Here is a 13,807-nt window from a genome sequence, read left to right on the forward strand (position 1 = left end):
GAAGCGCTTTCAATGTGAACGGGTGGACCGCTGGGTCGGCGTGCGACCCAGCGTCCGGCGTTCCTTACAGGTCGCCCAAGCCGCTGGCGCGGCCGTCTTCACCTACTTCCAGCAGGCGCAGAGTGTTGGTGGCGCCATGGGTTTCCATGTGCTCGCCGCTGGTGAACACCACGCGGTCGCCGGCCTGCAGCTGGTTGGCTTCCACCAGCAGGCGGATGCTGCCGCGTGCGGCTTCGCGCGGGGTGAAGCCGCGGCTGTCGAAGTTGATCGGGAACACATCGCGCATCAGCGCCATCTGGCGGCGGGCACCGTCGTGGCGGGTCACCGCGAACACGGGGGCCGAGGCGCGGAAGCGCGACAGGTAACGGGCGGTGCCACCGGATTCGGTCATCGCCACGATCGCGCGCACGCCCACGTGCTGGGACAGGAACATGGTGGCCATCGCGATGGCCTGGTCGGCACGCTCCAGGTTGCGCGGCGAGGCGCCGAAATCGGTTTCGGTCTGGAACTGGCGTTCGGCACCCAGGCAGATGCGCGCCATGGCTTCCACGGCTTTCACCGGGTAGGCGCCGGCGGCGGTTTCGGCCGACAGCATCACCGCATCGGTACCGTCGATGACCGAGTTGGCCACGTCCAGCACTTCGGCGCGGGTCGGGATCGGGCTTTCGACCATCGACTGCAGCATCTGGGTGGCGGTGATCACCACCTTGTTCTGGGCCAGCGAGGCCTTGATGATCTTCTTCTGCAGGCCCGGCAGTTCGGCATCGCCGATTTCCACGCCCAGGTCACCGCGCGCCACCATCACCACATCGCTGGCGTCGACGATTTCTTCGAGGTTCTCGATGGCTTCGGTGCGCTCGATCTTGGAGACCAGCGCGGCGTAGCAGCCGTGCGATTCGGCGATGGCGCGGGCATCGTTCATGTCCTGCGCGTTGCGGCAGAAGGACACGGCGATGAAATCCACGCCGATCTTGGCCACGATGCCGATCAGCTCCTTGTCGCGTTCGGTCAGCGCGCCCAGCGAAAGGCCACCGCCCTGCTTGTTCAGGCCCTTGCGGTCGGACAGCACGCCATCGTTGAGCACGGTGTTGACGATGCGCTCGCCCTGCACTTCGACCACCTGCAGCTGCATCAGGCCGTCGTCGAGCAGCAGCACGTCACCGGCCACCACGTCCTGCGGCAGGCCCAGGTAGCTCACGCCCACCTGGGTGGTGTCGCCGGCCGGCGCATTGGCCGAGGCGACCAGGTCGAAGCGGTCGCCCGCCTTGAGGTGGATCTTGCCTTCGGTGAAACGCTCGATGCGGATCTTCGGGCCCGGCAGGTCGGCCAGGATGCCCACTTCCACGCCCACGCGCTGCGCGGCGGCGCGCACGTCGGCGGCGCGCTTGGCCTGGCCGGACGGATCACCGTGGCTGAAGTTGAGGCGGACCACGTTCACGCCGGCGCGGAACAGATCCTCCAGCACGCCCGGCGGGTCGGTTGCCGGTCCGAGGGTGGCAAGGATCTTCGTACGGCGCTGACGCTCAATCATGGTTAAAGGGCTCCCGGGAAAGGATTGAAATTAGCACACCCTTCACGTCCCATGAATACGTTTACAGCATTGTCGCGTCTGGGTTTCGCCGATGTCCTGCAGACAGTCCATCCGGACCGCTCAGGACAGTACCGGACCGGGTCACGACATGCGGCGGCGTACGGAGCGCCGCCGCGTGGCTCAATCGATCAGCGACAGCAGCGCATCCGGCGTCGCCGCCAGGTGTAGCGCGCCGGCGGCCTGCAGTTCTTCGGCACCGCCAAAGCCCCACAGCACGCCGATGTTGCGCATGCCGTGATGGCGCGCGCCTTCGATATCCATGCGCCGGTCACCGATCATCCAGCACTGTGCCGCCGGCAGCATCAGCCGCCGCAGCGCTTCGGCCACCAGCTGGGGCTTTTCACTGCGGCTGCCGTCCGGGGTGGCGCCGATGACATCCTCGAAGCACGCGCCAAACGGCAGGTGCTCGACGATGCGCCGCGCATGCGGCTCGTTCTTGGCCGTGACGATCGCCAGCCGGTGGCCGCGGGCGTACAGCGCCTGGACGACCTGGCCGATGCGCGGGTAGACCTCGTGCTCACGCCAGCCGACCACATCGAAGCGTTCGCGGTAGTACGTCACCGCCTGCTCCACCTGGGCCGGATCGTCGAACAACGGCGCGAAGCTGGTGCGCAGCGACGGGCCGATCCAGCGCCGCAGTTCTTCCTGCGGCGGCACCGGGCGCCCCATCCGGGTGAGCGCATGCGCTACGCATTGGGTGATGCCCGCTGCGGAGTCGATCAGCGTCCCGTCGAGATCGAAGAAGAGCGTTGAGGTCATGCCCCGCGGGCTTCGAGCGCGGCCACCGCCGGCAGGGTCTTGCCTTCGAGGAACTCGAGGAAGGCGCCACCGCCGGTGGAGATGTAGCTGACCTGGTCGGCGATGTCGTACTTGTCGACGGCAGCCAGGGTGTCGCCGCCACCGGCGATGGAGAACGCCGGCGAGCTGGCGATGGCCTGGGCCAGCGCCTGGGTGCCGTGGCTGAAGGCGTCGAATTCGAACACACCGACCGGGCCGTTCCAGACCACGGTGCCGGCCTTGGCGATCAGCCCGGCGTAGTGCTGGGCGGTCTGCGGGCCGATATCCAGGATCAGGTCGTCTTCGGCCACGTCAGCCACCGCCTTGACGGTGGCTTCGGCATCCGGGAGGAACTGCTTGGCCACCACCACGTCGGTCGGCAGCGGAATATCGGCGCCACGTGCCTTGGCATCGGCCACGATCTTCTTCGCGGTCTCCAGCAGGTCCGGCTCGTACAGCGACTTGCCCACCGGATAGCCGGCCGCGGCGATGAAGGTGTTGGCGATGCCGCCCCCCACGATCAGCTGGTCGACCTTGCCGACCAGGTTGGCCAGCAGTTCCAGCTTGGTGCTGACCTTGCTGCCGGCCACGATCGCCAGCAGCGGCTGCGCCGGAGCCAGCAGCGCCTTGGCCAGCGCGTCCAGCTCGGCCATCAGCAGCGGGCCACCGGCGGCGACCGGGGCGAAGCGGATCACGCCGTGGGTGGAGGCCTGGGCGCGGTGCGCCGTGCCGAAGGCGTCCATCACGAACACATCGCACAGCGCGGCGTACTTGCGCGACAGGGCTTCGTCATCCTTGCCCTCGCCCACGTTCATGCGGCAGTTTTCCAGCAGCACGATCGACCCCGGCGCCACGTCCACGCCGTCGACCCAATCGCGCACCAGCGGCACGTTCACGCCCAGCAGCTGCGACAGGCGCAGCGCCACCGGGGCCAGCGACTCGGCTTCGCTCCAGACGCCTTCCTGGGGTCGGCCCAGGTGCGAGGTGACCATCACCGCCGCGCCCTTTTCCAGCGCCAGCTTCAACGTCGGCAGCGATGCAGTGATGCGCTGCTCGGAGGTGATGCGGCCGTTTTCGATCGGCACGTTCAGGTCCTGGCGGATCAGCACGCGCTTGCCGGAAAGGTCGAGGTCGGTCATGCGAACGATGGACATGGGGCAGCAACTCTTTGGCGGAAAAGGAAAGGGCGCCGCGCACGGCGCAGACGCCCATTGTAACGGCCCCGGTAGGTGACGACCGTTGGTCGTCACTCCCTGGCGCGGCCAGCCTGTCGCAGCAGGCTGGCCGCGAACCCGCCGACGATGAGCACGCCCAGCACCAGCAGGCCCCACAGCAGCCAGCGCTTCCAGTCGCGTACCGGCTGCACGGCCGCGTCGCCGCCGAGCGGCTGCGCGGCGCCCTGCACCGTGGCCAGCGCCGGTTGCCACTGCGCGCCCTGCTGCTCGCGCAGGCGTGCGATGACCGTGCCCACCGGGGCATCGGTACGCGCCGCGCGCGCGCTGCCGGCGGCCACGCTGTAGGGCGGCTCGCCCTGGCTCAGGAACACCAGCGCCTCGGGCTGGTAGCCCAGCTTCAAGGTGGGCGCCGGCATCGCCGCCGTGCCCTGCGCGGCGGTGAGCTTCCAGAAGCGGTCCCGCGTGGGCACGGCCAGCGACTGGGTCTGCGACTGCCGGCGCGCGTCGGTGTCCTGCAGCTGGTAGGCCACCCACGGCCCTGCGCGGACCTGCCAGGGCTGGTTGGCATCGTCGCGGCTGAGCAGGGTCCACTGCACCACGCTGTTGTCCGGCGTGGCGATGTCCACCTGCGCGATCGGGAAGCGGCCATCAAGGGTGTATTCGAACTCCCCCGGCTTGCCTGCGGCACCGCCCAGCGCGCGCCACTGCCACGCGATCGCCTGCGCCGTGGCCACGCGTTCGGCCTGCACCGCCGACAGCACCGGCAGCGCATCGCCGCCGGTGGGCACGATGCGGAAGTACTTCGCTTCGCGGCCGATCTCGATACGGCGCTGCTGCAGCCGGCGGCCGTCGTGCTGCAGATCCACCAGCGGCACGTCGTCGGCCACGCGCTGCCAGTCGCGCAGGTCGTCGCTGGCGTCCACGCGCACGCTCACCTGCAGCGCCTGCGGCGCCTCCCAATCCAGGCGCAGGGCCTGCACGCCGGTGCGCAGCGCGCTGGCGTCGACCAGCCAGCCACCCGGCGATGCGTTGCCCACGCTGCGGCCGAGGCGGGCTTCCACGCGGCGCACGCTGCCATCGGTGTTGCGTTCGGTCAGCAGTTGCAGATCGTCGCCGCCGCTACCGCCCTGCGCCGGCAGCGGGAACCAGGGCAGCGCCTGCCATTCGGCCGCCTGCGCCAGGGGTTGGTCGGCCGAGAACAGCGCCGACGGCAGGGCCTGACCCTGCGCATTGAACACCTGCACATCGGCCAACTGGGGCGACACCGCGCTGCGGTACTGCGCCTCGCCCAGCATCAGCCGGTAGGCACCGGCCTGCGCGGCAGACAGCTGCAGCGGCCACTGCTCGCGGAAGTCCTGGCGCGCATCGGCCGCCAGCGCGGGCGTGGCCACGGCGAGCGACACGATGGCGATTACACGATGAAGAAAGGTCACGGCTGCGGCTCCACGATGGGGTCCGGCGCCCGCGGCGGAGCCGGCGCCAGATAACCCACGACCGTGCACAGCAGGCCGTAGGCGATGAAGGAAGAAATACCAAGCAGGTTGCCCAGGTGCTGCCGGTCGATCAGCACCAGCTTGGCCAGCACCACGCCCATCAGCACCGCACCCACCAGCCACAGGGCGCGCTGCCCGCGGCGCGAACCCCACACCCAGCTGATCACGCCGAGCACACTCCACACCACCGTCAAACTGGTCTGTGCCAGCGTGGACGACCACAGCCGCCCGTTCCACGACACCCCGCCCCAATGGTGCACGGCATGCAGGGTGATGCTGGTCAGCGCAACGAAACCGGCCAGCGCCAGCAGCGGCACGCGGCGTGCCTGCAGCACTGCGGGCGCATCGCCGCGCCACAGCCACCGCGCCAGCAACGCCAGCACGGCCAGCTGCGCCAGCTCCAGCGGGTTGAACACGGGCACCCACGGCAGCGGCCACGCCGCGCCCGGGGCAAACAGGAAGCCGATCCACGCCAGCCCCAGCACCGCAAACAACGTGCACTGCAGCGCAGGGCGCGCCACGTTGAAGCGCTCGCCCAACGGCACCGTCAACCAGCGCCAGCGCTGCAGTGCGATGAACACCACCGCCAGCCACGGCAGCAGCGTCGCCGCCAGCGCCCAGCCCTGGGCCAGCTCGAAGCGGTCGGCCAGCCATGATGCAGCCAGCGACAGCACCGTCGGCCACAGCAGCCACCAGATGAACTGCGCCGCCACCGCCGCCCGGTCCTGGCCGCCGCGCAGGCACCACAGGCTGCGCACTCCCAGCGCCGCGAACACCGCCCACGCCATCGCGCCATATCCGGCGAAGGGCTGGCGGTGGATGTCCACCTGCCACAGCGCCAGCGGGAACGCGCACAGCAGCATGGCCAGCGTGGTCAACACCAGCGCGCGCGCCGGCATGCGCCGGTGCACCTCCGCCGCGATCCATGCGGTGACGGCCACCACGACCAGCAATGCATCCGGGCGGCTGTCGAACGCAACGAAGCGGGTGATCTCATGGCTGGCGCCACCCAGCCACCACAGCAGGCCCCACAGGTAGTACACGATGGCCGGCGCGTCGCGGCCGGCACGGCGGTAGCTGAAGGCCGACGCAAACCCGGCCAGCGCCAGCAGCAACCCGCTCATGAAGGTCGGGTTGGCGATGGCCGTGGCGTCGTTGAACCAGTAATCGGCCCCCACCACGAAGCCGAACGCAGCACCCAGCTGCAGCAGCGCGCCGGCGATCTGCGGCAGCAGGCGCTGCTGGCGCAGGCCCAGCCACACCAGCGCCGCGCCTTCCAGCGCGAACACACTGGCCGTGGCACGTGCCGACAACGCCAACGGCACCGCCAGCGTGGCAAAGCCCACCGCCAGCACCGCATGCGACTGACCCAGCGCCGCATAGCGCGGCCGCCGGATCAACGCCCACGCCAGGCCCGCGTACAACGCCGCCACCCCCAGCGCGCACAGCGCCAGCAGCAGCCGGTCATCATGCAGCATGCCCGCCTGCAGCGAGAATGCGATCAGCGGCGTGCCAAACACCAGGCTTCCATCGACCAGGTCGCGCTTCTCCGCCGGCTGGCGGCGCGCGTACAGGATGGGAATGACCAGGTAGAACGCAAAGAACAGCAGCAGGAACGGCTCGGTACTGGCGAACTTGTCCGCGTTGTACTGCAGCACCCCCCACGTGGTGCCGATGCCAAACGTAAAGGCAAAACCCAGCAGGTTGAGCGCGCGCCACGGCCGCCACCACGCAATGGCGAGGATGGCCGCATTGAGCACCGCGTAGTACGAGAACAGCGCCACATGGTTGCCGCTGCCGGTGGACAGCCAGATCGGCGCCATGAACCCGGCCAGGATACCCAGCACTGCCAGCGTGCGAGAGTTCTGCACCACCGCCAGCACCCCCATGCCCGCAATCAGCACGATGCTCAGCGCGAACGCGATACCCGGATCGATCAGGTCATAGCGCTTGAACGCCGCGAAGATCGTCAGCAGCAGGATGCCAATCGCCCCGCCCTGCAGGGCCAGCGCGAACATCCGCCGGCGCTCGCGCTGCACCCAGCCGAACACCAGCCCCGCCAGCGCCCCGGCTGCAATCGCCGCCAGCCGCAGCTCGATCGGCGCATTGAGCCAACCCTGGTCGCTCGCATACTTCAGCAGTGCCGCCACACCCGCCAGCAGCACCAGCATGCCGATCTTGACCGGCACGTTGCCCTCGGTGAACCAGCGCTTGATCGTCCCCACGATCCGCTCGCCCAGGTCCGGCCCACGCGGCGGCGGCGGCACGAAGGGTTCGGGTTCGGAGACAGCAGCGGAGGGCAGCGGCGGCGGCGCAACCCGCGCAGCCGCAGCAAACGGCTCGGGCACGGGCTCTGGGTCGGTCAGCGGCACCTCAGGGGCAGCCACCGGGGTCGGCGCATAAGGGCGCTCTTCCCATGCTGCACTCACCGCCGGCTGGGCCACCGGTTGGGCACTGTCGCTACGTGCCTGCTCCAAGGCAGCCACCCTGCGGCGCAGCCCGGAAATCATCACCAATGCCACGATCAGCAACACCGGCACGGCCAACAGCACCAGTACCGCCAGGACAATCAAAGCTTCCATTCCGCGTCATCCTCAAGGGAACGCCGCGGCCCATCAAGACAAGCATGGCGCCAGCGGCAGCGGGATCATGCTAACTGAATCGGGGGGAAGACCGCTCAGAGGGGTACCTACCGCTTTCCCGTGGCCACCGACCCACCGGCCAGGGGTCGCCGGGTGCGGGGGTACGGGACTGTCAAAAACATGGATGTTTTTGCCAAGCCCCCATGGATGGGTTCACGGCGCGTCCCGTACCCCCGCACCCGGCGGCCCCCTCCAAGGATCTGGCAAACGAAGGCTGTTCGCCCAGAATCATCAGCAGCCGGACGAAGGCCGGCGACACGCGCCATCAACGAGTACCGACCAAAAAAAACGGCGAACCGAAGTCCGCCGTTCTTTCAGATCCGTACGTAGCGATTACTTCGCGGCGACGACCTTGGCCATTTCCAGGCACTTGTTCGAATAGCCCCACTCGTTGTCGTACCAGGACACCAGCTTCACGAACGTGCTGTCCAGGGCGATGCCGGCGTCGGCATCGAACACCGACGTGTGGGTTTCACCGCGGAAATCGGTCGCCACGACCTTGTCTTCGGTGTAGCCCAGGATGCCCTTCAGCGCGCCTTCGCTCTGCGCCTTCACTTCCGCGCAGATCTCGGCGTAGGTCGCTTCCTTTTCCAGCTCGACGGTCAGATCGACCACCGACACGTCCGAGGTCGGCACGCGGAAGCTCATGCCGGTGAGCTTCTTGTTCAGCTCCGGAATGACCACGCCCACGGCCTTGGCCGCACCGGTCGAGGACGGAATGATGTTTTCCAGAATACCGCGGCCACCGCGCCAGTCCTTGTTCGACGGGCCGTCCACAGTCTTCTGGGTGGCCGTCGCCGCGTGCACCGTGGTCATCAGGCCACGCTTGATGCCCCACTTGTCGTTGATCACCTTGGCCAGCGGCGCCAGGCAGTTGGTGGTGCACGACGCGTTGGAGATGATCGCCTCGCCCGCATAGGTCTTGTCGTTCACACCGAACACGAACATCGGCGTGTCGTCCTTCGACGGTGCCGACAGGATCACCTTCTTCGCGCCCGCATCGATGTGCTTCTGCGCCGTTTCCTTGGTCAGGAACAGGCCCGTGGACTCGATCACCACGTCCACGCCGACCTCGTCCCACTTCAGGTTGGCCGGATCACGTTCCTGGGTCAGGCGGATCTTCTTGCCGTTGACCAGCAGGTCGCTGCCCGACACTTCCACGTCTGCCTTGAAGCGGCCATGCACCGAGTCGTACTTCAGCATGTACGCCAGGTAATCCGGCTCCAGCAGATCGTTGATGGCCACGATTTCGATGTCATTACCGAAATTCAGCACCGCCGAACGCAGCACGTTGCGCCCGATGCGACCGAAACCGTTGATGCCAACCTTGATTGCCATGTTCACAAGCTCCTGCAGCCGCGACAGAGCGGCGCCGATGGAAAGGGCCGCCATTCTATCAAAGCCCGACCCACCCCGGCCCCCGGCATCGTGATGGGAAGCGGTTACACCCGTAAAAATCGTGGATTGATCCGGATCAAGGCGCGCCAAGGCCCGGACGGGAAAACTGGCCCCATTCCACCCCGCCACGAGAACGCACCATGCGCACCCCCTCCCTCCTCCTGCCCGCCAGCCTCGCCGCCGCCCTCGCCCTGGCCGCCAGCCCCGCCATGGCCCAGTCCAAGGGCGACTGGACCCTGGCCGCCGGCGTGCACCAGGTGGCCCCCAAGTCCAACAACGGCACCCTGGCCGGCGGCCTCAAGGTCGACGTCGACAACGACATCAAGCCCACCATCACCGGCGAGTACTTCATCGCCGACAACCTGGGCATCGAGCTTCTGGCCGCCCTGCCGTTCAAGCACGACATCAACATCGACGGCCTGGGCCGCGTTGGCAGCACCAAGCACCTGCCGCCGGTGGTGTCCCTGCAGTACCACTTCAACGGCAAGGGCAAGGTGTCCCCGTTCCTCGGCGCCGGCCTGAACTACACCACCTTCTTCAGCGAAGAAACCGGCGGCGCCCTGGCCGGCAGCAGCCTCAAGCTGGAAGACTCGTGGGGCCTGGCCGCACACGCCGGCGTCGACTTCGCCATCGCCGACAAGGGCGCCCTGCGCGTCGACGTGCGCTGGATCGACATCGACAGCGACGTCAAGCTGGATGGCACCAAGCTGGGCACCGTCAAGATCGACCCGCTGGCCTACGGCGTGTCCTACGTGTTCAAGTTCTGACCCACCGGTCAGCGCCGCCCCCAACCTCGCAGCAACGCATTTCCCCGGCCTTGGCCGGGGATTTTTTTTGCCTTGTTGCAGCACTGTTCATCACCACGTCAATTAGAACGATCGATTCGATCAATGGACTGAATCGAGGAACGCGCTGCGGTGCGTGCAGCGACATGGATCGATTGAGCAAGACCACACACGCTGCTCGCGTCAATTGGCGTAGTCAATCGTAGTGACGTGTCCGGCAACAATTCATCGGAGAGCGGGCAGGCGCAGCCAAGCATGCATGGCCAGCCTACCGGCACCCCCCATCCCGCCTCTCTCCAGCCGCTGCTGAAGGACCGACATGACCCGCATTCCCTCGCAACTTCCCGCCAATGCCGCCGCCCCGCGCCGACCGCTTCCCAGCCTGAGCGAAGGCCTCAACGTGATCGCAGGCCAGATCAACAGGACGCCGGCCATGGGCACGCTCTGGTCCATTCTGAACGTGGCAACGCCCAGCGTGAGCACAGCGCAGACTCCGGCGCTGCCGCAGGGCAGGATCGACTTCCAGGAGGTGTCCGAATCGTCGGATGAGGACAGCCAGTTCGCCTGCGGCGGCGACGACCACCTGGAACCCGGTGATCTCTCCGCGCTGGAGCTGGAAAGCACCCGCGCCATCCTGGCGGTCCTGAAAGACGAGCACGCCCGCCTGCCAGAGGGTGACGCGCGTTCGCAGTACCAGGCGCAGATCGCCAAGCTTGAGTCGGCCCTGCACAGCCAAGGCCAGGCAACGCCGAACGCGGTCGTGGTGCTGGACGTTGCCGCTTCGACCGTCCCCCAGGCAGAGCCGGCCTGCACCGCGCCTGTGGTCGACCTGCCACCCGACACTCCACCGGTGCGGGCCGAGCAGGCGCTGGCGATTGTTCCTGCGGCGCAGCGCACCATGACCAGTGCGTTGGTTGAACTGGGCAGGGAGGCCGTCCAACGGGTCATTGCCCTGCCACCGCGCTCCCTTGCGAAGATAATGCCCAACGAAAGGACCCTGTTGCCGCGCAACGTTCCCACCTTCAAGACGCTGGGCCAAAGCAGTGCCATGCCGGCGGCGAGCAACAGCCTGCTTGCCAACCTGCGCCGGTGGGGCAGCGCCCAGGTGCAATCGCTCAACGTCAAGCTGGCGCACCAGATCGAACAGCAGGAGAAATCCAACCGGACGCGGCAATCGGCGCCCTTCAACGCACTGGAGCGCGCCTGTCTCGTCGACGCCAGCACGTCCCTACTGCGGCGGGTGATGAAGCCGACGAGCGACACCACCATCAAGAAACTGCTCGAGAAGTCCAACCCTGACGCCGGCAGCTATGGTGCCGCGCACTGCGCGGTGATCTCCAATCATTCAAAGCGCCTTGAAACACTGCTGCGCGCCAGTGCTGGAAAGATCGACGTCGACATGACGTCCGAAGTGCACGGAGCCACAGCGCTCGAACTCGCCGTGGAACATGGGTACTGGGAGTGCACCGAGGTACTGCTGCGGGCGGGGGCGAGGCCTACCCTGCGCGCATTCGTATCGCAGGCCGAGGACGGCAATGTGGACAGGTTCCGGCAGCTGCATGCCCACTGGCAGTTGTTGGAAAGGAAGAACGCGCGCGCATGCGATGCGACGGAGCCGTTCGACTTCCGGCAGGCATTGGGGACTGCGGTCGCGTTCAACGCATTGGACATCGCGCGCTACCTGCTTGAGCAGGGTGTTCGGCCGCGCGACAAAAGCTACCTCATGCTGCAGTTTGCCGCCGAGAAGGGGCACGCCGCGATGCTGAGGCTGTTGCTGGAACATGTCCCACCCGGAATCGCCTACCCGCCCAACGACTCCAACGCAGAGCAGTCCCCGCTGGCATTTGCCATGCAGGGCGGACACGTCAAGGCGGTGGCGGTGCTGCTCGAGGAAAACGCCGACCCGCAGTTCGTGAGGGCGGTGACGGACAGCTTCGAGGCGGCGACGGCAACGCTTCCCCGCGCTGACAAAGAGCGGCTCGCACCGGTGACGACGCTGCTGCGCAGCTGGCTGCAGCAACCGCGGCAGCGCCCTGCGTCCGATACCTCGCCCGCCCCAGCGCTGATGGCACAGCATGGCGAGGCCGCCAATGAGCCGCGCACGGGTAATGCTCTACCTTCCAGGCACAGCCGGAAGGTCTTCGACCCCTCCTACGTGTTCTCGCGCCCAGTTGCGCTGTAGCGCAACGGCCCCGGTAGAATCCCGGATTCCGCCGGGGCCATCCCGCTGCGCCGTCGGCATCGCCAGTCGGCCAGATCCGGAAAAGGTCAGCGCCTGGGCGGATCGTTAGAATGGGCCGATGAAAATCGCCTCCCTGTTGACGTCCGCCGCGCTTCTGACCGCACTCACCCTCGTCTCCACCGATGCCCTGGCCTGGGGCGCGCAGGGCCACCGCCTGGTCGCCCGCATTGCCGAACCGCGCCTGACCCCGCAGACCCGCGCCGAAGTGGCGCGGCTGCTGGCCACCGAGCCGGGCGCCACCCTGGCCTCCATTGCGCCGTGGGCCGATGAACTGCGCGCCAAGGATCCCGGCCTTGGCAAGCGTTCGGCCGGCTGGCATTACGTCAACATCGGCGAAGATGATTGCCACTACGAGGTCGAGCGCAACTGCCGCAATGGCAACTGCGTGGTGGAAGCGTTGAAGACCCAGACCGCCATCCTGGGCGATCGCAGCCGCCCCGATGCCGAACGCGCGCAGGCACTCAAGTTCGTCGTGCATTTCGTCGGCGACATCCACCAGCCCATGCATGCCGGTTACGGCCATGACAAGGGCGGCAATGACTTCCAGGTGCAGTTCAACGGGCGCGGCACCAACCTGCATTCGCTGTGGGACAGCGGCATGCTGAACACGCTCAAGCTGGACGATGACGCCTATACCCAGCGCTTGGCCGCGCTGAAGGCGCCCAAGGTGGGCAAGCGCTCGGCGATCGGCACCGATGCGGTGCAGTGGGCCGAGGCCAGCTGCCGCATCGCCATTGCACCTGGCGTTTACCCGGCCCAGCGTACGCTGGCGCCCGAGTACACCGCCACGTACCTGCCGGTCGCCGAAGCCGAACTGCGCTTGGCCGGGGAACGCCTGGCGGTGCTGCTCAACGACACGTTGGGTAAACGCTGAGGTTTCACCATGTCACCGCACGTCGCCAGTTTCTTCCACCCGCACAGCAACACCTTCAGTTACGTGGTGCATGACCCGGCCACCCGGAAGGCGGCGGTGATCGACCCGGTGCTGGATTACGACCCGGACACCGACGCGGTCGGGTCCGGTGCGCTGCAGCCGCTGCTGGCGCATGTGCGCGAACTCGCGCTGGAGGTGCGCTGGCTGCTGGAAACGCATGCGCATGCCGACCATGTCAGCGCTGGGCGCTGGCTGAAGCAGCAGTGGCCGCAGGCGACGCTGGCGATGGGCGACGGCATTGTCGAGGTGCAGCGCACGTTCGCTCCGCGCTATGGGCTGGACGTGCCCACCGATGGCTCGCAGTTCGACCATCTGTTCGCCGACGGCGAACGCTTCGATGTCGGCGCGATCGCGGCCGAGGTGATCGCGGTGCCCGGGCACACCAGCGACAGCGTGGCGTACCGGATCGGTGATGCCCTGTTCACCGGCGATTCGCTGTTCATGCCCGATGGCGGGACGGCGCGCTGTGATTTCCCCGGGGGTGACGCCGCCCTGCTGTACCGCTCGATCCAGCGCCTGCTTGCCCTGCCCGATGCCACCCGGGTGTTCATCTGCCACGACTACGGCCCGGGCGGGCGCGAGGTCGCCAATGAAACCACCATCGGCGAGCAGCGCGCACATAACATCCACCTGCATGACGGGGTGAGCGAGGCGGCGTTCGTAGCGACCCGGCAAGCGCGCGACGCCACGCTTGCCGAGCCAAAGTTGATGCACCCGTCGGTAAAGGCGAACATCCAGGGCGGGGCGTAAAAACCGCGCAGCGCGTGGTT

10 protein-coding genes are annotated in these 13,807 nt (G+C 67.6%); 4 read left to right on the forward strand and 6 right to left on the reverse strand.

Going from position 1 to position 13,807, the window contains the following annotated elements; genetic code table 11:
- Positions 1 to 64: 64 nt before the first annotated feature.
- From pyk to gap, 6 genes are all read right to left on the reverse strand, one after another.
- On the reverse strand, positions 65 to 1,531 hold the full coding sequence (gene pyk / locus BAY15_RS15185; protein WP_068853848.1) for a pyruvate kinase: 1,467 nt from the start codon (positions 1,529 to 1,531) through the stop codon (positions 65 to 67).
- Positions 1,532 to 1,711: 180 nt separating this feature from the next.
- Positions 1,712 to 2,350 carry an HAD hydrolase-like protein gene (locus BAY15_RS15190; RefSeq protein ID WP_068853849.1) on the reverse strand — a complete coding sequence of 213 codons (639 nt, stop codon included), beginning with the start codon at positions 2,348 to 2,350 and terminating at the stop codon, positions 1,712 to 1,714.
- Positions 2,347 to 3,522 carry a phosphoglycerate kinase gene (locus BAY15_RS15195; RefSeq protein ID WP_068853850.1) on the reverse strand — a complete coding sequence of 392 codons (1,176 nt, stop codon included), beginning with the start codon at positions 3,520 to 3,522 and terminating at the stop codon, positions 2,347 to 2,349. The genes BAY15_RS15190 and BAY15_RS15195 overlap by 4 nt, the downstream gene beginning before the upstream one ends.
- Positions 3,523 to 3,614: 92 nt before the next feature.
- Positions 3,615 to 4,976, reverse strand: a complete 1,362-nt coding sequence (locus tag BAY15_RS15200; RefSeq protein WP_068853851.1) for a DUF3999 domain-containing protein — start codon at positions 4,974 to 4,976, stop codon at positions 3,615 to 3,617.
- Positions 4,973 to 7,618, reverse strand: a complete 2,646-nt coding sequence (locus BAY15_RS15205) for a DUF2339 domain-containing protein (RefSeq protein ID WP_068853852.1) — start codon at positions 7,616 to 7,618, stop codon at positions 4,973 to 4,975. The genes BAY15_RS15200 and BAY15_RS15205 overlap by 4 nt, the downstream gene beginning before the upstream one ends.
- A 393-nt stretch (positions 7,619 to 8,011) precedes the next feature.
- Complete coding sequence (gene gap, locus BAY15_RS15210) at positions 8,012 to 9,016, reverse strand: type I glyceraldehyde-3-phosphate dehydrogenase (RefSeq protein WP_068854751.1); 1,005 nt, start codon at positions 9,014 to 9,016, stop codon at positions 8,012 to 8,014.
- Between the two features lie 200 nt (positions 9,017 to 9,216).
- Between gap and BAY15_RS15215 the strand changes: the two genes are divergently transcribed.
- The 4 genes from BAY15_RS15215 to BAY15_RS15235 all read left to right on the forward strand — a co-directional run bounded on the left by BAY15_RS15215 (position 9,217) and on the right by BAY15_RS15235 (position 13,787).
- Positions 9,217 to 9,843: an OmpW/AlkL family protein gene (locus BAY15_RS15215; protein ID WP_068853853.1), complete on the forward strand. Its 627-nt coding sequence runs from the start codon at positions 9,217 to 9,219 to the stop codon at positions 9,841 to 9,843.
- 337 nt (positions 9,844 to 10,180) lie between these two features.
- Positions 10,181 to 12,043, forward strand: a complete 1,863-nt coding sequence (locus BAY15_RS15225) for an ankyrin repeat domain-containing protein (protein WP_099047413.1) — start codon at positions 10,181 to 10,183, stop codon at positions 12,041 to 12,043.
- 118 nt (positions 12,044 to 12,161) lie between these two features.
- The gene (locus BAY15_RS15230) at positions 12,162 to 12,977 is read left to right on the forward strand and encodes a S1/P1 nuclease (protein WP_068853856.1); all 816 of its coding nucleotides are present in this window, start codon (positions 12,162 to 12,164) and stop codon (positions 12,975 to 12,977) included.
- Between the two features lie 9 nt (positions 12,978 to 12,986).
- The gene (locus BAY15_RS15235; RefSeq protein ID WP_068853857.1) at positions 12,987 to 13,787 is read left to right on the forward strand and encodes an MBL fold metallo-hydrolase; all 801 of its coding nucleotides are present in this window, start codon (positions 12,987 to 12,989) and stop codon (positions 13,785 to 13,787) included.
- The last annotated feature ends 20 nt before the right edge of the window (positions 13,788 to 13,807 follow it).

The organism is Stenotrophomonas rhizophila, from assembly GCF_001704155.1.
In the GTDB taxonomy this organism is placed as follows: domain Bacteria; phylum Pseudomonadota; class Gammaproteobacteria; order Xanthomonadales; family Xanthomonadaceae; genus Stenotrophomonas; species Stenotrophomonas rhizophila_A.